Source organism: Roseateles sp. GW823-FHT07B05 (assembly GCF_058794515.1).
Window position 1 is genome coordinate 13,056 of record NZ_JBXAGX010000028.1, and the last position, 21,226, is coordinate 34,281.

Consider the following 21,226-nt stretch of genomic DNA (forward strand, 5'->3'; position numbering starts at 1 on the left):
CCCGTCAGAGCTCTGCGACGCCCTTGACCCGCACCGGCAGTGCGACCGGCTGCGCCACCACCTCGGCCGCGCGGCCGTGGAACTTGTCGAGCAGCGCCGTCCACTGCTTTTTCACCGCCACCACGTTGGCGTGCTTGACGTGGCCATAGCCGCGGATCTTCTCGGGCAGCCGGGCCAGCTCGACGGCGGTGGCCAGGTTGGCCTCGGTCAGTGACGCCAGGATCTCGTCCACCAGCCGCTCGTAGTCAGCGATCAGCTGCCGCTCCATGCGGCGCTCGTCGGTCTTGCCGAATACGTCCAGCGCGCCGCCGCGCAGGCCCTTGAACTTCGCCAGCCACTTGAAGGCGGTGAAGGTCCACGAGCCCATCTCGATCTTCCTGGCGCGGCCGTCGGCGCCGGGCTTGGAGATCAGCGGCGGCGCGAGATGGAAGCTCAGGCTCGACCAGTTCTCGAACTGGTCCTTCATCGCCTGCTCGAAGCGGCCGTCGGTGTAGAGCCGCGCCACCTCGTACTCGTCCTTGATGGCCAGCAGCTTGGCGTAGTAGCGCGCCACGGCCTGCGTGAGGCGCTGGCCCTTGCCGAGCTTGGCCTCCGCGGCGCGCACGCGGTCGACGAGCGCGCGGTAGCGCTGCGCGTAGGCGGCATCCTGGTAGTCGGTCAGGAACTGCACGCGCCGCTCGATCAGGCCGTCAGGGCCATCGAGCTGGTCGAAGTTGAAGAACTTGACGACGTTGATGTCGCCGGCCAGGCGCTGCAGCGCATCGGGCGCGGCGATGGCCAGGCGCCCCAGCGCGAACGCGGTCTTGTTGGCGTCGACGGCCACGCCGTTGAGCTCGATGGCGCGCATCAGCGCCGCCTCGCCGACGGGGATCAGGCCGCGCTGCCAGCAGGCGCCCAGCATGACGATGTTGCTGGGCAGCGTGTCGCCCATCAGGCGCTGCGCGATGTCCTGCGCGTCGATGGTCTCAAGTGCACCGCTCTCGCCGACAGCGAACTTCATCTTCTCCAGCAGGGACGGCGCCTGCAGCGACGCATCCGGGTTGCGCACGAAGCCGGCGGTGGGCAGTTCATGGGTGTTGGCGAGGATGACGGTGCGGCCGGCCTTCACGGTGCCCAGTGCGTCGGGCGATGCGCCGACGACCATGTCGCAGGCCAGCAGCACGTCGGCCTGCTGGGTGTCGATGCGCACCTGGTTCAGCAGGTCCAGCGTCGGCGCCACGCGCACGAAGCTCAGCACCGCGCCGCCCTTCTGCGCAAAGCCCATGAAGTCCAGCACCGAGGCCTGCTTGGCTTCGAGGTGGGCGGCCATCGTCACCAGCGCGCCGACCGTGACGACACCGGTGCCGCCGACGCCGGTGACCAGCATGTCGAACGGCCCGGTCCATTGCCACGCGGCGGGCGGCTGGATGGCGGCGATCTCGCGCGCCAGGTCTTGCGCGGTGTAGCGGGCGCCGGCCTTCTTCTTCAGCACCGGGTCATGCACCGACACGAAGCTGGGGCAGAAGCCGTTCACGCAGGAGAAGTCCTTGTTGCAGCTGCTCTGCTCGATGGCGCGCTTGCGGCCCCAGTCGGTTTCGACCGGCACGACGGAGAGGCAGTTCGACGCCACGCCGCAGTCGCCACAGCCTTCGCAGACGGCCTCGTTGATGAAGATGCGCTTCGGGGGATCGGCGAACTCGCCCTTCTTGCGGCGGCGGCGCTTCTCGGCGGCGCAGGTCTGGTCGTAGATCAGCACCGTGACGCCTTCGATCTCGCGCAGCTCGCGCTGCACGTCGTCCATCGCGCTGCGGTCGTGGAAGGTGGTGCCGGCGGGGAACAGGCCGTGATGGCCGTTGTACTTGTCGATGTCGTCGGACACGACGACCAGCTTCTTCACGCCCTCGGCCTCCACCTGCCGCGCGATCTGCGGCACGCTGGTGGTGCCGTCCACGGGCTGGCCGCCGGTCATGGCAACCGCGTCGTTGTAGAGGATCTTGTAGGTGATGTTGGCCTTGGCCGCGATGGCCTGGCGGATGGCGAGGTAGCCCGAGTGGTAGTAGGTGCCGTCGCCCAGGTTCTGGAAGACGTGCTTCTCCTTCGTGAAGCGCGAGTGCGCCGCCCAGTCCACGCCCTCGGCGCCCATCTGGATGAGGCCGGAGGTGCCGCGCTCCATCCAGCTGGCCATGAAGTGGCAGCCGATGCCGGCCAGCGCCCGCGAGCCTTCGGGCAGCTTGGTGGACGTGTTGTGCGGGCAGCCCGAGCAGAAGTAGGGCTGGCGGCGCACGCCGTCGGCGGCATTGGATAGCAGGCAGGGCGTCAGGAAGTCGACGACGAGGTGGCGGCGGTCCAGCGCGGGGTTGAGCCGCGCGAGCCAGTCGGCGACCGTGCCCATGATGCGGCTGGGGCGCAGCTCGCCGAGCGCCGACAGCACCGGCGCGCCATGCTCGTCGGTCTTGCCGACCACGCGCGGGCGCTGGAACTCGGGCAGGTGGTACAGCAGCTCCTTGATCTGGCGCTCGACGACCGGGCCCTTCTCCTCGATGACCAGCACGTCGGTCAGGTTGCTGCAGAACTCGACGATGCGCGTGGGCTCCAGCGGGAACACCAGGCCCACCTTGTAGACGCGCACGCCGGCCGCAGCGAGTGCGTTGGGGTCCAGGTCCAGCCGGCGCAGCACTTCCATGAAGTCGTAGTGGGCCTTGCCGACCGTCACGATGCCCAGCGTGGCCGCGGGGCTGGTGACGATGTGCTTGTCGATGCTGTTGACCTTGGCGAAGGCGCGCACGGCGTCGAGCTTGTGGGCCAGGCGCGATTCCAGGTCGAGCGAGGGCAGGTCGACCGCGCGGATGTGCAGGTTGGTCGGCGCCGTGTAGTCGACGGCATGCTCGAAGTCCAGCGGCACGGCGTCCAGGTCCACCGTCATGCCACTCTCGACGACCTCCGAGATGGCCTTGAAGCCGACCCAGGCGCCGCTGAAGCGTGACAGCGCCCAGCCGTACAGGCCGAACTCCAGGTACTCGGCCACGTTCGCCGGGTGCACCAGCGGCATGCTCCAGGCCTGCAGCGCCTGGTCGCTCTGGTGCGGCGTGCTGCTGGACACGCAGCCGTGGTCGTCGCCGCACACGACGAGCACGCCGCCCTGGGTGCTGGTGCCGTAGACGTTGCCGTGCTTCAGCGCGTCGCCCGAGCGGTCCACGCCCGGACCCTTGCCGTACCACATCGCAAACACGCCATCGACGGTGCGCTGCGGGTCCAGCGCCACGCGCTGCACGCCGAGACACGCCGTGGCGGCCAGGTCTTCGTTGATGGCGGGCAGGAACTCGATGTGTGCCTGGTCGAGGAACTTCTTCGCCTTCCACAACTGCTGGTCCACCATGCCCAGCGGCGAGCCGCGGTAGCCGGACACGAAGCCGGCCGTGTTCAGCCCCGCGCGCTCATCGACCTTCTTCTGCGCCAGCAGCAGCCGCACCAGCGCCTGCGTGCCGGTCAGGAAGACGGCGCCGCCGTCCGCCGCGAGGTTGTCGCTGAGCTGGTAGGGGCGCAGGGTGTCGGTCATCGCATGTCTCCTCTTGGGCGGGAGATTCTTCCTCGCGCATGGCGCAAGAACTTGCCTCAATCCCGCCAAAGCCGCATGGCAATGAGATGATTTATCTCAAACAAGGTCAATCATGGAAAAAACAGAACTCGACCGCGCCAGCCTGCAGATCCTGGAGGCGCTGCAGGCCGATGCCCGGCTGTCCACGCAGGCGCTGGCCGAGCGGGTGGGCCTGTCGGCCACGCCGGTGTGGCGGCGTGTGAAGGAGCTGGAGGACCGCGGCGTCATTCGCGGCCAGGTGGCGCTGGTGGACCGCGAGAAGGTGGGGCTGTCCATCCTCGTGCTGGCCCAGGTCAGCCTGGTGCGGCACAGCGAGGGCGCGGTGGAGCAGTTCGAGCAGCTCGTCGGCACGCGGCGCGAGATCATCGAATGCCATGCGATCACGGGTGATTCGGACTACGTCATCAAGGTCGTCGCCGCCGACATGAAGGCCTACGACCTGTTCCTGCAGCAGCACATATTCAAGCTGCCGGGCGTGGCCAGCGTGCGCAGCAACGTCGTGCTGCGCGAGGTGAAGTATGAGACGGCGCTGCCGGTGGGGCAGGGCGCATAAAGTAGCCCGTCCACCACGCCACCGAGGCCCATGGATTCCTTCTTCGCCCAGCTCTCCGATTCCGTCCACGGCGCCCGCACGCTGGAGGACCTGACCCGCCCGCTGCTGCAGATGCTGGAGGCCGTCACGGGCCTGGAGTCCACCTACCTGACCACCGTGGACCTGGCCGAGGGCAAGCAGCACATCGTGTATGCGCGCAACTCGCAGGACCTGCAGATCCCCGAGGGCCTGGCCGTGCCCTGGGGCGACACGCTGTGCAAGCGCGCGCTGGACGAGGGCCGCCCGTACACCGACAACGTCGGCGAGGTCTGGGCCGACTCCGAGGCCGCGCGGCTGCTGGGCATCCAGACCTACGTCAGCACGCCGGTGCACACCGACGACGGCGCGCTGTACGGCACGCTGTGCGCTGCCAGCTCGCAGCGCCGGCCGCTGTCGCCGCAGGCGGGCCATGTGCTCAAGCTGTTCGCCGGCCTCATCGAGCAGCACGTGGCGCGTGAGCGCCTCGTGGAGCAGCTGCAGCATGCCAATGCCGAGCTGCAGACACAGGCGCTGACCGACCCGCTGACCGGCCTGATGAACCGCCGCGCGCTGGCGCTGGAGCTGGCGCGGCTGACGTCGCTGGCGCAGCGCACCGGCAGCTGGCTGCTGGCCGGCGCCATCGACCTGGACGGCTTCAAGCAGATCAACGACAGCCACGGCCACGATGCCGGCGACGAGTTCCTGCGCGGCATCGCGCGCAAGCTGCAGGCCGCGTTGCGCGCCGGCGACGTGCTGGCGCGCATGGGGGGCGACGAGTTCGTCGTCGTGGGCCTGGGCCCCAAGCTCGCGGAGGACGGCGCCAACGCGGCGCAGCTGATGCGCGAGCGGCTGGCGTCGGCCACCGTGGGCACCTACGCCGCGGGCACACAGCGCGTGGACTACGCGGGCGCCAGCGTTGGCGTGGCCTGCCTGGACCCGCAGCGCGCGGGCGCTGAGGACGTGCTGCGCGAGTCCGACGCGGCGATGTACCGCGTCAAGCTGGCGCGCCGCCAGGCGTCGGCGCACTGAAGCCCGGCGCGCGGCGCCCGCTCAGGCGTCGGCGGCGCGCAGCACCAGCTCGAAGCGGGCGCCGCGGCCGGCGCCGTCGCTGTGCACCTGCAGCCGGCCGCCCATGGCGCGCATCAGCTCGCGCGTCAGCGTCAGGCCCAGGCCCGTGCCGGGGATGGCGCCGCCGTCGCGGCCCAGGCGGTTGTAGGGCTCGAACAGCTGGGCCATCTGGCTGGCACTGAAGCCATCGCCCAGGTCCTGCACGGCCAGCACGACGTGGTCGCCATGCCGCTCGACCTCGATGTCGATGCGGCCGCCGCCGCGGCCGTACTTCAGCGCGTTGGACAGCAGGTTGTCCAGGCATTGGCGCAGCCGGCGCTCATCGGCACGCACGGTCATCGCGCCGGCGGGCTGGTGCCATGACAGCTGCAGCCCGGCGAGCGCCGCCTGGGCCTGCGCCGGGCCGCAGGCGTGGCGCAGGAAGCCTCCCAGCTCGACGCGGCGGGTCTCGATGCTGAACTGGCCCGATTCCATGCGCGCGATGTCGCCCACATCGGCCAGCAGGTGTTTGAGCCGGTCGACGGCCTCGAGGATGTGCGCCAGCCGCTCGGCCTGGCCGGCCGGCAGTGGCGACGCCTGCATCAGCTGCGCGAAGCCGCGGATGGCGTTGACGGGGTTGCCGATCTCGTGGGCGATGTAGGACAGCATGCCCGCGCAGGCGCGGCAGGACGCGTCCGGTTCGGCGTCGGTGTCGGCCGGTGCGGGCGGCGCGGTGCCGAGGGGCAGGTGGCAGGTTGGGGCGTGCATCGGGTCTCCCTGGCGTGGTCGTCGTCGCTGTTGTTGTTTTTTTCTTGCGGGGTCAGCGGCCGCCGTGGCGAGCCAGCGCGTCGGCCAGCCGGCCGGCGAGTTCCAGCACGTCCAGCGGCTTGGTCCAGTAGTCGTCGAAGCCGGCGGCCATGGCGCGGTCGATCTGTGCGGGCGTCGCGTCGGCCGACAGCGCGATGCACAGCGTCTGCGCCAGGCCGGCGTCGGCGCGCAGCTCGCGCACGACGTCCAGGCCGCTGATGCCGGGCAAGTTGATGTCGGCCAGCACCACCTCGGGCTTCTCGGTCCTGGCGATGGCCAGCCCGCTGAGGCCGTCGGCGGCGTGCAGCACCCGCCAGTCGGGGCGGTCGCGCAGCGACTCCTGCACCAGCAGCGTGTTCAGCGGCTCGTCCTCGATGTAGAGCAGCGTGAAGGCGTCGCGCATGGGGCCCTCCGGGGTGGTGTCGCGCCGGTGGTCGGCGCGGTCGAGGTCGAGCAGGCCGTCGACGAGCTGGTGCAGGCGCCGGGCCGAGCTCTGCACCCACTCCAGGCGTTCGCGCTGGCGGGGGCTGAGCGGGTCGTCGTCCATCAGCAGCAACTGGCTGAAGCCCAGCACGGCGTTCAGCGGCGTGCGCAGCTCATGGCTGGCGCGCGACAGGAAGGCGCTCTTCTCGGCGCTGGCGCGCTCGGCGGCCAGCTTGTCGCGGCGCAGCGTCTCGATCTCGACATGCTCGTCCACATCGGCGATGAAGCCGTGCCACAGCACGGTGCCGTCGGCCAGCCGCGACGGGCTGGCGTGGGCCGAGCGCCAGCTGGGCGCCGCATGGCCGGGCAGGCAGACGCGGAACAGGTGCTGCCACGGCTGGTGGGCGCTGGCGGCGTCGGTCATGCAGCGCAGCAGGCCCTGCAGGTCGTCGGGGTGGCAGCGCGGCAGGTAGGCGTGCAGGGCCGGCGGCTGAAGCGGCGCCAGCGCGCCCAGCACCTGGTCGGCCTGGCCGCTGATGAAGCTGAGCGCGCCCCGCTGGCCGGGCGGCTTGCGGTACTGGAACAGCATGCCGGGCGTCTCGCGGCTGAGGCTGAGCAGCAGCTCGGCGCGGTCCTGCAGGTCGGCGCGGCTGGCCAGCAGGTCCACATGCTCGCGGCGGTGCCTGAACCAGGCGCTCACGGCGGCCGCCAGGTCGGTCAGCAGCGTGGCCTGCACGGCATCGAGCCGGCGCGGCACCGTGTCGGCCACGCACAAGGCGCCCAGCGTCAGCCCGTCCAGCCGCAGTGGCAGGCCGGCGTAGGCGCGCAGCCGCAGGTTGTCGGGGTTCTGGCCGGTGACCCAGGGGTTGCCGGCGAAGCGCGGGTCGGCCTGCGCGTCGGGCACCTCGAACAGGCCGTCGCTCTGCAGCGTGTGGCTGCACAAGCCGTTGTCGCGCTCGCTGCCCGTCAGTTCGGTGCCGTAGCGGGCCTTGAACCACACGTGCCGCTCGCCCACCAGGCTGACCAGCGCGATGGGAAAGCCCAGCAGATGGGCGGCGCAGCGCACCAGGCCGTCCAGCACCGCGTCGGGTTCGTGGGGGGCGGCGGGCTCGCTCAGCCCCAGTTCGGCCAGGCATTGCAGTCGCTGGGCCTCGCGGGCGGCGGGGGCGGGAAGTTCGGCGGCATTCATGAGGGTCCAATTTAGGGACCCCTCCGACAAGCCGATGCGGGGAGTTCTTGATCGGTGCTGTGGGGTCGTCGGGAGCCCGCTCGCGCGGCCCGGCGCCGGGCCGCCCCAAGCCGGCCCGCGGGCGATGTGTTTGCCGGTCAATCCGGCAGGCATCGCCGTCCCCTCGGGGGACCGGTCAGGCTTGCCCGCGTTCAGCGCGGCAAGACGGGACGAGGGGCCTCAGTCGTCGTTGATGAGGCCGTGGCGTAGCGCGAGCTTGACGAGCGCGGTCACGTCGGGCACGCCCAGCTTGGCCATCAGCCGGCTGCGGTAGCTGTCCACGGTCTTGGGCGACAGGTGCAGCGCGGTGGCGATCTCGTTGCTGGAGTGGCCGTTGACCACCAGCGTGACCACCTGGCGCTCGCGCACCGACAGGCTGGAGAACGGGTCCTGGCCGTCGCCCTGGGCCAGCGCGCGGGCGGCCAGCTCGGCCACACCCTGGCCCAGGTGGCGGCGGCCGGCGCGCAGCGCGTCGATGGCCTGCAGCAGCTCCTCCGACGGCGAGCCCTTGAGCACATAGCCGCAGGCGCCCAGCTTGAGCGCCATGCCCACGTGGCGCGGCTGGGCCGACATCGTCAGCACCAGCGGCCGCACCGGCAGCTGGCGGCGCTGCAGTTCCTCAAGCAGCTCCATGCCGGAGCGCTCGCCCAGCGACAGGTCCACCAGCACGATGTCGGGCGTCAGCTGCTGCAGCTCGGCCAGCGCCACGGTGAGGTCGCCGCTGTCGCCCACCACTTCGTGCCCGGCCTGGCCCAGCAGCGCGCGCAGGCCCTGGCGCACCATGGCGTGGTCGTCGACGAGGTAGATGCGGGCGCGCGTCATGCCAGCACGGGGCCGCGGGCCGGCGCCGTCAGAGGGTGCCGTAGCTGTGCAGGCCGCTCAGGAACATGTTGACGCCGAGGAAGGCGAAGGTCGTGACCAGCAGGCCCACCAGCGACCACCAGGCCGACGCCATGCCGCGCAGCCCCTTCATCAGCCGCATGTGCAGCCAGGCCGCGTAGTTCAGCCAGACGATGAGCGCCCAGGTCTCCTTCGGGTCCCAGCTCCAGTAGCCGCCCCAGGCCTCGGCGGCCCAGAAGGCGCCCAGGATGGTGGCGATGGTGAAGAACGCGAAGCCCAGCGCGATGGCCTTGTACATCAGGTCGTCGAGCTGGGGCAGGTCGGGCAGGCGGGCGCTCAGGGGCCGGCGCAGCGCGACGCACAGGCCCAGGAACACCATGACGCCGATGATCTTGCCGGCCCAGCCGACCAGGCCGGTGGCCGTCTCGGGCGTGATGTTGCCGAACAGCCGGACCGCGGCGATCAGCGCGACGATGAGGCCCGGCACGCCCACCAGCCCCACCAGCAGCGCGCGCGTGGAAGCCGTCTTCAGCAGGTAGGCCAGCGCCACCATGGCCGCCAGCGCGAACGCGCCGTAGCCGACGAAGTTGGCCGGCACGTGGATCTTCATCCACCAGCTCTGCAGCGCCGGCACCAGCGGCTGGATCTCCTGCGCCTCGCGCGCCACCGTGTACCAGAGCAGGAAGCCGACGGCGCCGGTCACCACCAGCATCACGTAGGCGCCGAGGGACCGCGTCGCGAAGCGCTGCTCGTAGTACAGGTGGAACAGCGTCGTCATCCAGCAGAACAGCACGAACACCTCGTAGAGGTTGCTGACCGGGATGTGGCCGATGTCGGGGCCGATCTGGTGGCTCTCGTACCAGCGCACCAGCGTGCCCACCAGCGCCATGAACACGCCGCCCCAGGCCAGCTTGGAGCCGACGACCTCGGCCACGCTGTTGCGCCCGGCGCCGGTGAAGAAGCCGCCCCAGTAGAAGAGCATGCTCATCGTGAACAGCAGGCTCATCCACAGGATGGCACTCTGGCTGGACAGCATGTACTTCAGCAGGAAGACCTTGTCCGCGGCGGCCAGGTCGGCACCGAAGCCGTCGGTCTGGCGTGCGTACAGCGCGATGGCCAGCAGCGCCGCGGCGCCGGTGGCGACGCACAGCAGCCGCAGCGGTTTCCAGAACCAGCCCAGCGCGATCAGCGACGGCACCGCGCAGGCCAGGATGCCCTGCTCGTAGACGTCCATGCTGGCGTGGTAGCGGCTGAACGCGTAGCCGCCGCCCAGCAGCACGAGGGCGGCGAAGACCCAGTCCAGCGCGTCGCGGCGCTGCAGCGCATGGCGGCGCGGCAGGTCGAAGGTGGTGGTGTTCATGTCTTGTCTTTCAGCACGGCTGCTTTCAGCTGTGCGAACAGCGTGGCGTTGTCGGGCGATTCGCGGGTGCTGGACATGGCCATGCGCACCTGCGAGCTGGCAGTGTCGGCGCTGGGGGCAATCCAGACCCACAGCCGCCGCTCCTTGATGTAGAGCATGGCGAAGACGCCGACGATGAGCAAGAGGGCGCCCAGGTAAACGAGCTTCTGCCCCGGCGCGCGGGCCACCTGGAACACGCTGGCCTGCACCTGCTCGAACTCCTGCAGCTGCAGCAGCACCGGCGCGGGGTAGTAAAGGCTGTCGGACAGCGACATCACGGCCTGCGTCATGAAGGCCTGCGTGGCGTCGTCGATGGGCGAGGGCGTGAGGCCGTCGCGCTCGCGGGCCAGCTGGTGCAGCTCGAACAGGCTGCCGTTGAGGATGCGCAGCAGCACCTCGGAGACGCGCTGGCGCTCGGCCTCGGGCACGTCGCGCTCGATGAACTGCGACAGCGCCGGCAGGCCGCCCTTGACCTCGTCGCCCGGCTGCACCGCGGCGCCGGAGAACAGCGTCAGCGCGCGGTGGGCGGTGAGCTGCAGCTGCGACTGCATCTGCGGCTGTGCCGACGGCGTGGCGGAGACGGCATAGGCGCGCGCCGCGGCGTCGCGCAGCTTGGCGTCGGCCAGCGCGCGGCGCAGCCGCAGCCAGCCGTCCAGGCTGTCGTTCTCGTCGGCGGGCATGCGCAGGTAGCGGAAGCTCTCGGCCGGCGACTCCCGCATGCCGGCCAGGAAGACGCGGCGCCCCTCCAGCGTCACCGGCAGCATGTAGTTGCTGAACTCGCGCGCCTGGCCGGCCGCGTCGCGCAGCTTGTAGCTGAAGCTGGGGCCCACGTTGTGCAGCGACTTGGCCTTGTCGCCCTTGGCACCGCTGCCCAGGTGCTGGCTGAGGCGCTCGCCCAGGTCCACCTTGCGCACGTCGGCGCCGCTGGCGTTGGGCTCGCCGGCCAGGTTCTCGACGTTGATGACGCGCAGCCCATCCAGCTCCAGCGTCTGCTCGCCCAGCGCCAGCTTGGTGCCCACGCGGCCGTCCAGGCTCACGGGCAGGCCGCCGCCCAGCGGCAGCACCTTCAGCTTCAGCAGGCTGCCGCCGTCCTCGAAGCTGCTCTGGTAGATGGCCAGGCCGTTGTGGATGACCGGCTCGTTGACCTTCACCGTCGCCTCGCGCCGCGTGCCGCCGTCGTGGATGACGATGTCGCTGGCAAAGCTCTTGGGCATGCCGGTGGGGTAGTAGTCGACGCTGAACTTCTTCAGCTCGATGTCGAACGGCAGATCCTGCAGCACCACGCCGCTGGGCAGGCTCAGCACGGCGATGCCCTGGCGCTGGCGCTCGGGCACCGACACGTTGCCGCGGAAGCTCGGGTTGCCGGCGGACAGCCGGTGCTCGGGCTTGATCTCGGAGATGAAGCCGGAGCCGGTGTAGAGCTCCTTGCCCTGCACCCACATGGCCAGCTTGACCATTGCGTTGCCGTCCAGCACGCCGCCGATGAGGATGAGCACGATGGCCGAGTGCGCGGCCAGGTAGCCGATCTTGTTGGCCGCGCCGCGCCGCGCGGCGATCATGATGCCGTGGTCGCGCCGCTGCACGCGGGCCTTCCAGCCCAGCGCCGTCAGCGTGCTGCCGATCTCGGCCAGGGCCATCTCGGGGTTGCTGGGCAGTTCGGCGATGGCCTTGTGGTGGTGCGCCTGCAGCGACTGCTCGCGCACGCCTTCCTTGTAGCTTTTCAGGTCCGCGAGGATCTTGGGCGTGTTGCGGGCGATGCACAGGCTGGTGGAGAGCACCAGGAACGCCAGGATCACGAGGAACCAGGGCGCGCTGTAGACCGTGTAGAGATTCAGCTGGCCGAACACCTCGGCCCAGAACGGGCCGAACTGGTTGATGTAGTTGCCCAGCGGCTCGCTCTGGCGCAGCACGGTGCCGATGACCGAGGCGATGCAGATCACGCTGAGCAGCGCGATCGCGAAGCGCATGGACGCGAGCAGGTCCAGCAGTTCACGGGCCGGCGAGGGGCGGGGGGCGGTGGCGGAGGACATCAGGTGGAGTTTCGGCCAACAAAAAAGGCCGGTGCGTGACACCGGCCTTCCTTCAGCAAGGCTGCTTGCGTTGCATCAACGCAGGCCCGCGACGTAGTCGGAGACGGCCTTGATTTCCTTGTCGTTCATCTTCGCAGCCACGCCGGCCATGACCGGGTTGTTGCTGCGCACGCCGCTGCGGAAGGCCACCATCTGCGCCTCCACGTAGTCGCCATGCTGGCCGGCCAGGCGCGGGTACTGGGCCGGGATGCCGGCGCCCGTCGGGCCGTGGCAGGCCGCGCAGGCCGGGATGCTGCGGTCGGCGATGCCGCCGCGCCAGATCTTCTCGCCCAGCGCGACGGTGTCCTTGTTCTTCGCGAAGCCGGGCTTGGCCGTCTTGCTCGCGTAGAACGCGGCGACGTTGCGCATGTCTTCTTCCGACAGCGGCGCGGCCATGCCGCCCATGATGGCGTTCTTGCGCTTGCCGCTCTTGAACTCGGCCAGCTGCTTGGCCAGGTACTCGGGGTGCTGGCCGGCCAGGATGGGGTTGGCCGGGCTGCCACGCGAGCCGTCGGCCGTGTGGCAGGCCGCGCAGACCTGGGAGGACAGTGCGCCGCCCTTGGCGAGATCGGGCTTGGCCGGCGCGGCGGCCGGCTCGTTCGCGGAGGCCGTGGCGGCCAGCAGCAGACTCGACAGGAGAATGGCGACAGTCTTCATGGATTTGTTGGATTCCAAAGGGCGCAACCTTCAAATTTTACAATGCCGAATCACAGCGCCCGACCTGCCCATGACCAACGAAATCCCTGATGCCGAGACCTCGGACCCCGCTGACGCCACCGCGTCGGCCCCAATCACCGAGAAGCTCGCCCTGGCCTGGACGCACACCGCGCGCTTCCTGACCACCGCCAGCCAGCTGGTGCACCTGCCCGCCACGGAGCTGCCGGAGATCGCCTTCGTCGGCCGATCCAACGCCGGCAAGTCCACCGCGATCAACACGCTGGCGCAGCAGAAACGCCTGGCCTTCGCGTCCAAGACGCCCGGCCGCACCCAGCACATCAACCTGTTCGAGCTGGGCCCGAAAGATGCCGCCGACGCGCTGCTGGCCGACCTGCCCGGCTACGGCTACGCGGCCGTCAACAAGTCCGCCAAGCAGCGCTGGCAGAAGGTGATGGCCGACTACCTGGCCATCCGCCGCAGCCTGTCCGGCGTCGTGCTGATGGTGGACTCGCGCCTGGGCCTGACCGACCTGGACAAGCAGCTGCTGGAGTTCGTCGCCGCGCGCGTGGCCACCGGCGAGATCAAGCTGCTGGTGCTGTTGACCAAGTCCGACAAGCTCAACCGCAAGGAGGCCGATGCCATCCTGCGCTCGACGACCGAGTACCTCGCCGGGCTGTCGACGGAGAACTCCGACGTGGCGGTGACGCTGTTCTCGGCGCTGAAGAAGAGCGGCGTCGGCGACGTGGCGCTGGCGCTGCGCGAATGGGTGCTGGCGCACAAGGCGCCCGGCGAAGTCCCGGACGACGTGCTCGTGGCGCCGCCCGACGAGGCCGACGAGGGCTGACGCACTTCACGAGTGGGTCTGCGCGGCGGCGCAGCCCGCCGCTCGATCGAGCAGCTGCCGCGGAGCTGGCTTTGCCAGGCCGCTGGCGGCTGCCAAGGCCAGAGGCCTTGTCCTTCGCCAGGCACAAACAGTCCTCAGGACTGTTTGTGTCCAGGCTCAGCCCCCTTGAGGGGGAGGCGCGTCAGCGCCTTCGGGGGTGGGGCATCACCCGCCGTCCAGGTCGCTCATCAGCGTGTCGACGGCGCGCTGCACGACGCTGTCGTCCTCCAGCGCGGTGATGAGGCCGTTGGACAGCAGCGCCTCCAGCGCGCCGCGCGTCAGCGGCAGGCGCTCCTCGGCCTCGCGGCCGACGAACAGCATGAACTGGCGGCCCTCGCTGATCCACGCGATCTGCGCCGTGTGCCAGTCGCCCTGGATGAACAGGTGGAACCAGCGGCCGATCTGCAGCCCGTCGATCCAGCGCTGCAGCGCGGCGCGTGCGTCCGGGGAGTCGTGCTCGTTGTAGAGCTGCACCGGCACCGTGGGCAGCTCGCCGCGGTCGACGTCGGCGCTGAGCCAGTGCGACGGCACCTGCGAATCGCGCTCTTCCATCAGCCGCCTGACGATCTCGTCGGCCGACACCGGCGCCGCGTTGCCCATCGCATCGGGCCGCGGCGGCGCCGTCGGGCGTCGTGCGCCGGCTTCCAGCGCCGGCAGGCCGCGCAGCAGCCGGGCGTGCTGGCCCATCAGTTCGGTCAGCGGCGGCTCGCGCCTGGCCTCGGGCAGCTGGATGCTGTCGCAGCCGGCCACCAGCCGCTCGATGAGCACCGGCAGCCGCATGCGCAGCGCCTCGCGGTCGGCCATGTCGCGCGGCGTCGTCAGGCTGTCGATGACGGCGTCCACCAGTTCCATCGCGGCCAGCGCCTCCTGCGAGTCGCGGCCGTGGCGCACCATGGCCGTGACGATGACGTCCACCCAGGCCGTCTGCAGGAAGCGGTGCACGCGCGGGCCCAGCGGGGCGTCGGCGATCTGGTGGTCGATCTGCTCGCGGATCAGTTCGCGCCACTCGCTGCGCAGCTGCTCGCGCTCCAGCGCGGCCAGCGCGACGGCATTCTGCTGGCTGCTCTGGCGGGCCTGCTGGTCGATGTGGGCGTCCACGCGCGCCAGCACCTGCTGGAACAGGCCGGCGGTGGGCGTGGGCGCGTCCACCAGCAGCTGGGCCTCGGCTTCCATGAAGCGAAGGAAGTCGACGAAGCGCGGGTCGTCGGCGCGGCCGAAGGCCATGCCGTGCGCGGCAACGCGGTTCAGCAGCGCCCAGGTGGGGTGGTCCTGGCGGCGCAGCAGCGTGGAGTCGGCGCGCGCCAGCCGCACGACGGCGATCTGCAGCCGCGCCAGCAGCGCCTTCAGCGGCGGCAGCAGGCGCGGGTCGGCCAGGATCTGGTCGTACAGCCGGCTCAGCATGTCCGGCCCGGTGGAGCGCACGAAAGGCGCCGGGGCGGCGGGGTCGCGCAGCGCGGCCGTGCCCAGCGCGGGCAGACCCTGCGGGCGCGAGTTGACGGCGTCGACGCGGCGCGACAGGCCGTCCAGCGTGCCGTGCGATGGCGCGCGTGCGCTAATGCCGCGCGCGGCGGCCAGCCGCTGGTGGGCCAGCGGATCTGTCTGCGCGTGGCCGTGCGAGGCCACCATGTCGCCGATGTCGGCGGCGTGCAGCGTGGCGCAGGCGGCGACGTACTGGCGGTTCAGCGCGCGGGCCAGCGGCTGGGCGGCGGCGCGCATCAGCTCGTACTGCGCCTGCGCGGCGAGCGGGCTGGCCGCCAGCGCGTGGTGCAGCGCGTGGGCGTAGAGGGCGGGGCGCAGCGGGTTGTCGCGCTCGCGGGCGCGGGCGATGCCGCGCAGCGCGGCGTAGAAGTTGCCGATCTGGTGCAGCTCGGCGCGGCTCATTTCCTCGGCCGTGTGCGTCACGTGGGCGATGGCGACGTCCTGCAGCGCCTGGTGCTCGTCCACCAGGCTCAGGCCCTCCAGCCCGCCGGCGTGCAGCGGGCGGTACAGCGGGTCCTCGCCGCGGCGGCCGGCCTGCAGCAGCTCGATGAGCCGGCCTTCGAAGTCGGCCGCGAAGCCGGGCCGCACCTTGCGCCAGCCGTCGCGCAGCGGGAAGTACTGGGGCTGCGCGTCCAGCTCGTCCTGCACCAGATTCAGCAGTTCGCGCGCGAGCGGACCGGCCTCCATCAGGGCGTGGTCGATCAGTTCGTGAGGATGCAGGTGAGGGGACATGGACGACAGGAAACGGCGCGATGCGATTATCTGGCGCCGCCTTGGTGCGTCCCGCGGAGTTGCGGTTCATTACCACCCCTTAACCACATGGCCGACGCCGCACTTCAGCAGCTTTTCACGCTTTTCCAGAATGGCTGCCATGTCGAGATGGCGCAGCGGGCCCGCGAGCTGCTGGACGCACGCCCCGATGACGGCCAGTTGTGGAAAGCGTTGTCAGTGGCGCAGCAGATGCTGGGGCAGGATGCGCTGCCGGCCCTGCGCCGCGCGATGCAGCTGCTGCCGCAGGACGCCGAGCTGGCCGCCAACCTGGGCGCGCTGCTGGCTGCCCGCGGCCAGTGGGCCGAGGCCTGCGCGGCCTACGAGCAGGCGCTGCGGTTGCAGCCCGGCCTGGCCGGCGCGCACAACAACCTGGGCAACGCGCTGCTGGCGTTGCAGCAGCCGGCGCAGGCGCTCGTGGCGTTCGACGCCGCGTTGCGCCAGCAGCCCGGGCTGGTGGCTGCGCTGGGCAACCGCGCCCGCGCGCTGCTGGCGCTGGGGCGGCATGGCGACGCGGCGGACGCGTTCGGCGCCGCGGTGTCGGCGCAGCCTGCCGATGCCGCGCTGCGCGAGCATGCCGCCACGGCGCTGGCCGCCGCCGGGCGCGAGGAGGAGGCGTTGGCGCAGTTGCGCATGGCGGTGTGGCTGGCGCCGCAGCGGGCGACGGCCGGGTTCCTGCTGGGCCAGTGGCTGCAGCAGCGCGGCGACACGGAGGGCGCCGCGCAGGCCTGGGAGCATGTGCTGGCGGGTGACGCCGGCCACGCGGAGGCGGCCTGCAACCTGGCGCTGCTGCGGCCCGAGCGCGGCGAAGCGGTGCTGGGCGCCGCGCTGGCGACGGGTCTGTCCGGCGAGCGGCGTGCGGGCGTGCTGGTCAATCTGGGTAGCCTGTTGCTGTCGCAGGACCGCCCTACCGACGCGGTGGCCGCCTGCCGCGACGCGCTGGCCGCGTCGCCGGCATCGCCGCAGGCGCTGCACAACCTGGCGCAGGCGCTGAAGCGGCAGGGGCGGCTTGACGAGGCGGACGGGGTGCTGACCCGCCTCATCGCGCAGCAGCCCGGCCTGGTGACAGCGCGCAGCGACCGCCTGCTGCTGCGCGCGTACCGCGGCGGCGCGCCGGCCGCGCTGCGGGCCGAGGCGGCGGAGGTCGGGCGACTCATGGACGCACCGGCCGTTCCGCGGCCGCCGCGTGCCGCGGGGCCGCTGCGCGTGGGGCTGGTGTCTGCCGACCTGCGCCAGCACCCGGTGGGTCGGCTGGCTCGGGCGTGGCTGCCGGCGCTGGCGGCGCGCTGCCAGCTGTTCATCTACGCCGGCGCCTCGGACGCGCTGCTGACGCCCATGCTGCGCGCCACCGTGCCGCGCTGGCTGGACGTGCCGGGCCTGGACGATGCGGCGCTCGCAGCGCGCATCGCCGCCGACGGCATCGATGTGCTGGTGGACCTGCACGGCCACACCGGCGGCCACCGGCTGGGCGTGTTCGCGCGTCGGCCGGCGTCGCGGCAATTCAGCTGGCTGGGCTATGCGGGCAGCACCGGGCTGGCGCCGATGGACGGCTTCGTCGGCGACCGCTGGCTGCTGCCGGACGGCACCGAGGCGGGCTTCGTCGAGCCGTTGCTGCGGCTGCCGCACAGCTTCACGGTCTACGCGCCGCCGGCGCAGGCGCCGGCCGTGGCGCCGCTGGGCGACACACCGCGCTTCGGCTGCTTCAATGCGCTGCACAAGCTGGATGACGACGTGCTGGCGCTATGGGCGCGCGTGCTGGCGGCGGTGCCCGGCAGCCGGCTGCTGCTGAAGGCGCCGGGCCTGCAGCATGAGGCCGAGCGCGCCGCGCTGCGCGCACGCTGGCCCGGCGACGCGGCGCGGCTGGACCTGGAAGGCCCGGGGCCGCTGGCCGACTACCTGGCCGCCTTCGCACGCGTGGACGTTGCGCTGGACCCGTCGCCCTACAGCGGCGGCATGACGACGCTGGACGGCCTGTGGATGGGCGTGCCGGTGCTGACGCTGCCGGGCTCGGCGCCTATCTCCCGCCAGGGGCTGAGCTTTGTGCAGACGCTGGGGCTGGCGGACGGCTGGGTGGCGCGCGATGCCGACGACTTCGTGCGGCTGGCCGCGCTGCGCGTGCAGGACCGCGGGGCGCTCGCCACGCTGCGAGCCGGCCTGCGCGAGCGCATGGCGGCCAGCCCGCTGTGCGACGCCGGCCGCTTTGCCGCGGGCTGGCTGGCGCTGCTGACGGCATGATGCGCGCCATCCTCACTCCGACCCGCCATTCATGAAGCGCCTTCTTCCGTTGCTGTGCCTGGCTGCCACCGCCGCGTGGGCCGATGACCCCGCGCCACGACGCGAGGCGCCGCCGCTGTGGGAGCTGGGCGTCGGCGCGGCCGGCATTTCGCAGCAGGCCTACCCCGGCTCGGACCAGCAGGCCCGCCGCGCGCTGGTGCTGCCCTACCTGATCTACCGCGGCAAGGTGCTGCGCGCCGATGGCGACGGCGCCGGCCTGCGCGCGGTGCGCACGGACGCCTTCGAGCTGGACGTGTCGTTCGCCGGCACGCTGAGCTCGGGTTCCGAGACGCTGCGAGCCCGCGAGGGCATGCCGCGGCTGGGTACGCTGGTGGAGGCCGGGCCGGTGGCGCGCTGGTTCGTCAACGGGCGCGGCGCTGCCGAGCGCCTGGTGCTGGAGCTGCCGGTGCGCGGCGTGTTCGAGCTGAGTCACCTGAACCGCCACCGCGGCATGACCTTCGAGCCGCGTCTGAGCTGGCAGCACCGCCCGCAGGCGGACGGCTGGGCCTACGGCGCCAGCGTCGGCGCCGTGGTGGGCGACCGCCGGCTGGGCTCGACCTTCTACGGCGTGACCGCCAGCGAGGCGCGACAGGACCGCCCGGCGTTCGAGGCGAAGGCGGGCCTGATCGCGTGGCGGCTGGGCGGCAGCGTCGCGAAGAGCCTGACGCCCGACCTGCGCCTGTACGCCTTTGGCCGCTTGGACAGCCTGGCCGGCGCAGCCAACCGCGACAGCGCGCTGGTGCGGCAGACGACGGGCTTCACCTACGGTATCGGCCTGAGCTACACGCTGATGCGTTCGGCCGCCAGCGCCAGCGACTGATGCCGCTGCGGGCATGAAAAAAAGGGGCTCCCTCGCGGGAGCCCCTTTTGTTTGTCAGCGACGGGTGGGTCGCCGGCGTGGACTTACATGTCCATGCCGCCCATGCCACCCATGCCGCCCATGCCACCAGGCATGCCGCCGCCGGCAGCTTCTTCCTTCGGCGATTCGGCGACCATGCACTCGGTCGTCAGCATCAGCGACGCGACGGACGCGGCGTTCTGCAGCGCAGTACGCGTGACCTTCGTCGGGTCCAGGATGCCCATCTCGATCATGTCGCCATAGGTGCCGTTGGCGGCGTTGTAGCCGTAGTTGCCCTTGCCTTGCAGCACGGCGTTGACGACGACGGACGACTCTTCGCCGGCGTTGTAGACGATCTCGCGCAGCGGGGCTTCGATGGCCTTCAGGATCAGCTTGATGCCGGCGTCCTGGTCGGCGTTGTCGCCCTTGATCTCGCCAGCAGCTTGCTTGGCGCGCAGCAGGGCCACGCCGCCACCGGCGACGATGCCTTCTTCAACGGCGGCACGCGTGGCGTGCAGCGCGTCTTCCACGCGGGCCTTCTTTTCCTTCATCTCGACTTCGGTGGCAGCACCGACCTTGATGACGGCGACGCCGCCGGCCAGCTTGGCCACGCGCTCTTGCAGCTTCTCGCGGTCGTAGTCGCTGGTGGCTTCCTCGATCTGGATGCGCACTTGCTTGACGCGGGCTTCGATGTCGGCAGCAGCGCCGGCGCCGTCGATGATGGTGGTGTTTTCCTTGCCCACTTCGACGCGCTTGGCCTGGCCCAGGTCGGCCAGCGTGACCTTCTCGAGCGTCAGGCCGACTTCTTCGGCGATGACCTTGCCGCCCGTCAGGATGGCGATGTCTTCCAGCATGGCCTTGCGACGGTCACCGAAGCCAGGCGCCTTGACGGCCACGACCTTCAGGATGCCGCGGATGGTGTTGACCACCAGCGTCGCCAGCGCTTCGCCGTCGACTTCTTCGGCAATGATCAGCAGCGGGCGGCCGGCCTTAGCCACTTGCTCCAGCGTGGGCAGCAGGTCGCGGATGTTCGAGATCTTCTTGTCGAACAGCAGGACAAACGGGTTGTCCAGGATCGCGGCTTGCTTCTCGGGGTTGTTGATGAAGTAGGGCGACAGGTAGCCGCGGTCGAACTGCATGCCTTCGACGACGTCCAGCTCGTTGTTCAGGCTCTTGCCGTCTTCAACGGTGATGACGCCTTCCTTGCCGACCTTGTCCATCGCGTTGGCGATGATCTGGCCGACGTCGGCATCGCTGTTGGCCGAGATCGTGCCGACTTGAGCGATTTCCTTGGAGGTCGTGGTGGCCTTGGAGGCGGCCTTCAGCTGGGCGACCAGGGCGGTGACCGCCTTGTCGATGCCGCGCTTCAGGTCCATCGGGTTCATGCCGGCGGCCACGTACTTCATGCCTTCGCGGACGATGGCCTGAGCCAGCACGGTGGCGGTGGTGGTGCCGTCACCGGCGTTGTCGGACGTCTTGGAAGCGACTTCCTTGACCATCTGGGCGCCCATGTTCTGGAGCTTGTCCTTCAGCTCGATTTCCTTGGCCACGGACACGCCGTCCTTGGTCACGGTGGGGGCGCCGAACGAGCGCTCCAGCACCACGTTGCGGCCCTTCGGGCCCAGCGTCACCTTGACCGCGTTGGCCAGGATGTTCACGCCTTCAACCATGCGAGCGCGGGCTTCGCCGCCAAAGATCACGTCTTTTGCTGCCATTTGAATTCTCCGAATCTAAATTGGGGTCAGAGTCGATTTCTCGACGCTGGTTTGACGAGGGCTGCGGCGCGTTGCGCCTGCGGCCCTCAAGCCATTACTTCTGGACGACGGCGAAGAGGTCTTCTTCGCGCATGACCAGCAGTTCCTCGCCGTCGACCTTGACGGTCTGGCCGGAGTACTTGCCGAACAGGACGCGGTCGCCGACGGTGACGTTCAGGGCCACGAAATCGCCCTTGTCGTTGCGCTTGCCGGGGCCGACGGCCAGCACTTCACCCTGGTCGGGCTTCTCGGCTGCGTTGTCGGGGATGAAGATGCCGGAGGCGGTCTTGGTTTCCTGTTCCAGGCGGCGAACGATCACGCGATCGTGCAGGGGGCGCAGCTTCATGGGGTCTCCTTCAGAGAGTTTGAACCGCAGCGGCCGCAGATCCAGAGGGTGCGGCACGCCGAAAAAATGGGGCCGACGCATCGACCCGATTTCGTTAGCACTCGGAAGTGAAGAGTGCTAGCAGATCGCATTATAGGGATGGGAGGTTGTGATTCAAGAGGGGCCCGGCGGCGATCGGCGCACCGCTGTTAGTGGGAACGTCAGCGAAAGTTGGAAAGTGACATCACCGAAAGTTGGAAACTACTGAGCCCCATTTCGATGAAAGTATG

15 protein-coding genes are annotated in these 21,226 nt (G+C 70.5%); 5 read left to right on the forward strand and 10 right to left on the reverse strand.

Annotated features, from left to right (window positions below; all coding sequences use genetic code 11):
- Positions 1-4: 4 nt before the first annotated feature.
- On the reverse strand, positions 5-3,535 hold the full coding sequence (locus AC1Q7O_RS27250) for an indolepyruvate ferredoxin oxidoreductase family protein (protein ID WP_492662461.1): 3,531 nt from the start codon (positions 3,533-3,535) through the stop codon (positions 5-7).
- A gap of 112 nt (positions 3,536-3,647) precedes the next feature.
- On the opposite strand from AC1Q7O_RS27250, the gene AC1Q7O_RS27255 reads away from it, so the two are divergent.
- On the forward strand, positions 3,648-4,127 hold the full coding sequence (locus tag AC1Q7O_RS27255) for an Lrp/AsnC family transcriptional regulator (RefSeq protein ID WP_492662462.1): 480 nt from the start codon (positions 3,648-3,650) through the stop codon (positions 4,125-4,127).
- Positions 4,128-4,157: 30 nt separating this feature from the next.
- Positions 4,158-5,174 carry a sensor domain-containing diguanylate cyclase gene (locus AC1Q7O_RS27260; RefSeq protein WP_492662463.1) on the forward strand — a complete coding sequence of 339 codons (1,017 nt, stop codon included), beginning with the start codon at positions 4,158-4,160 and terminating at the stop codon, positions 5,172-5,174.
- Between the two features lie 21 nt (positions 5,175-5,195).
- Here AC1Q7O_RS27260 and AC1Q7O_RS27265 read toward each other — a convergent pair whose 3' ends face one another.
- From AC1Q7O_RS27265 to AC1Q7O_RS27290, 6 genes are all read right to left on the reverse strand, one after another.
- Entirely contained in the window at positions 5,196-5,960 is a 765-nt protein-coding gene (locus tag AC1Q7O_RS27265; RefSeq protein WP_492662464.1) for a sensor histidine kinase, read from the reverse strand.
- A gap of 52 nt (positions 5,961-6,012) precedes the next feature.
- Positions 6,013-7,611, reverse strand: coding sequence for a histidine kinase dimerization/phospho-acceptor domain-containing protein (locus tag AC1Q7O_RS27270; RefSeq protein ID WP_492662465.1), 1,599 nt, complete (start codon positions 7,609-7,611; stop codon positions 6,013-6,015).
- Positions 7,612-7,830: 219 nt separating this feature from the next.
- Positions 7,831-8,472, reverse strand: a complete 642-nt coding sequence (locus tag AC1Q7O_RS27275) for a response regulator (protein WP_492662466.1) — start codon at positions 8,470-8,472, stop codon at positions 7,831-7,833.
- 28 nt (positions 8,473-8,500) lie between these two features.
- A complete protein-coding gene (gene ccsB, locus AC1Q7O_RS27280) occupies positions 8,501-9,850 on the reverse strand; it encodes a c-type cytochrome biogenesis protein CcsB (protein ID WP_492662467.1) in 1,350 nt (449 codons plus the stop codon).
- Positions 9,847-11,919 (reverse strand): cytochrome c biogenesis protein ResB, encoded by a 2,073-nt coding sequence (locus tag AC1Q7O_RS27285; RefSeq protein WP_492662468.1) that lies wholly within the window; start codon positions 11,917-11,919, stop codon positions 9,847-9,849. The genes ccsB and AC1Q7O_RS27285 overlap by 4 nt, the downstream gene beginning before the upstream one ends.
- 75 nt (positions 11,920-11,994) lie before the next feature.
- Entirely contained in the window at positions 11,995-12,615 is a 621-nt protein-coding gene (locus AC1Q7O_RS27290; protein WP_492662469.1) for a c-type cytochrome, read from the reverse strand.
- 70 nt (positions 12,616-12,685) lie between these two features.
- On the opposite strand from AC1Q7O_RS27290, the gene yihA reads away from it, so the two are divergent.
- Entirely contained in the window at positions 12,686-13,459 is a 774-nt protein-coding gene (gene yihA / locus AC1Q7O_RS27295) for a ribosome biogenesis GTP-binding protein YihA/YsxC (RefSeq protein WP_492662470.1), read from the forward strand.
- A gap of 204 nt (positions 13,460-13,663) precedes the next feature.
- On the opposite strand, the gene AC1Q7O_RS27300 is transcribed toward yihA, so the two are convergent.
- A complete protein-coding gene (locus AC1Q7O_RS27300; RefSeq protein ID WP_492662471.1) occupies positions 13,664-15,709 on the reverse strand; it encodes a DUF1631 family protein in 2,046 nt (681 codons plus the stop codon).
- A gap of 87 nt (positions 15,710-15,796) precedes the next feature.
- Here AC1Q7O_RS27300 and AC1Q7O_RS27305 point away from each other — a divergent pair, with 87 nt between their 5' ends.
- Together AC1Q7O_RS27305 and AC1Q7O_RS27310 are read left to right on the forward strand one after the other, a co-directional pair.
- On the forward strand, positions 15,797-17,980 hold the full coding sequence (locus AC1Q7O_RS27305) for a tetratricopeptide repeat protein (protein ID WP_492662472.1): 2,184 nt from the start codon (positions 15,797-15,799) through the stop codon (positions 17,978-17,980).
- A gap of 31 nt (positions 17,981-18,011) precedes the next feature.
- Positions 18,012-18,839 (forward strand): MipA/OmpV family protein, encoded by an 828-nt coding sequence (locus AC1Q7O_RS27310; RefSeq protein ID WP_492662473.1) that lies wholly within the window; start codon positions 18,012-18,014, stop codon positions 18,837-18,839.
- Positions 18,840-18,922: 83 nt separating this feature from the next.
- On the opposite strand, the gene groL is transcribed toward AC1Q7O_RS27310, so the two are convergent.
- Positions 18,923-20,572, reverse strand: coding sequence for a chaperonin GroEL (gene groL, locus AC1Q7O_RS27315; protein ID WP_394400177.1), 1,650 nt, complete (start codon positions 20,570-20,572; stop codon positions 18,923-18,925).
- 94 nt (positions 20,573-20,666) lie between these two features.
- The gene (locus tag AC1Q7O_RS27320) at positions 20,667-20,957 is read right to left on the reverse strand and encodes a co-chaperone GroES (protein WP_492662474.1); all 291 of its coding nucleotides are present in this window, start codon (positions 20,955-20,957) and stop codon (positions 20,667-20,669) included.
- Positions 20,958-21,226 lie beyond the last annotated feature (269 nt).

Excerpts from the sequence above, each read along its gene's own strand:
- groL (WP_394400177.1), bottom strand. The coding sequence starts at position 20,572 with ATGGCAGCAAAAGACGTGATCTTTGGCGGCGAAGCCCGCGCTCGCATG.
- yihA (WP_492662470.1), top strand. The coding sequence starts at position 12,686 with ATGACCAACGAAATCCCTGATGCCGAGACCTCGGACCCCGCTGACGCC.
- AC1Q7O_RS27255 (WP_492662462.1), top strand. The coding sequence starts at position 3,648 with ATGGAAAAAACAGAACTCGACCGCGCCAGCCTGCAGATCCTGGAGGCG.
- AC1Q7O_RS27275 (WP_492662466.1), bottom strand. The coding sequence starts at position 8,472 with ATGACGCGCGCCCGCATCTACCTCGTCGACGACCACGCCATGGTGCGC.
- AC1Q7O_RS27300 (WP_492662471.1), bottom strand. The coding sequence starts at position 15,709 with ATGTCCCCTCACCTGCATCCTCACGAACTGATCGACCACGCCCTGATG.
- AC1Q7O_RS27305 (WP_492662472.1), top strand. The coding sequence starts at position 15,797 with ATGGCCGACGCCGCACTTCAGCAGCTTTTCACGCTTTTCCAGAATGGC.
- AC1Q7O_RS27260 (WP_492662463.1), top strand. The coding sequence starts at position 4,158 with ATGGATTCCTTCTTCGCCCAGCTCTCCGATTCCGTCCACGGCGCCCGC.
- AC1Q7O_RS27265 (WP_492662464.1), bottom strand. The coding sequence starts at position 5,960 with ATGCACGCCCCAACCTGCCACCTGCCCCTCGGCACCGCGCCGCCCGCA.
- ccsB (WP_492662467.1), bottom strand. The coding sequence starts at position 9,850 with ATGAACACCACCACCTTCGACCTGCCGCGCCGCCATGCGCTGCAGCGC.
- AC1Q7O_RS27320 (WP_492662474.1), bottom strand. The coding sequence starts at position 20,957 with ATGAAGCTGCGCCCCCTGCACGATCGCGTGATCGTTCGCCGCCTGGAA.
- AC1Q7O_RS27290 (WP_492662469.1), bottom strand. The coding sequence starts at position 12,615 with ATGAAGACTGTCGCCATTCTCCTGTCGAGTCTGCTGCTGGCCGCCACG.
- AC1Q7O_RS27310 (WP_492662473.1), top strand. The coding sequence starts at position 18,012 with ATGAAGCGCCTTCTTCCGTTGCTGTGCCTGGCTGCCACCGCCGCGTGG.
- AC1Q7O_RS27285 (WP_492662468.1), bottom strand. The coding sequence starts at position 11,919 with ATGTCCTCCGCCACCGCCCCCCGCCCCTCGCCGGCCCGTGAACTGCTG.
- AC1Q7O_RS27250 (WP_492662461.1), bottom strand. The coding sequence starts at position 3,535 with ATGACCGACACCCTGCGCCCCTACCAGCTCAGCGACAACCTCGCGGCG.
- AC1Q7O_RS27270 (WP_492662465.1), bottom strand. The coding sequence starts at position 7,611 with ATGAATGCCGCCGAACTTCCCGCCCCCGCCGCCCGCGAGGCCCAGCGA.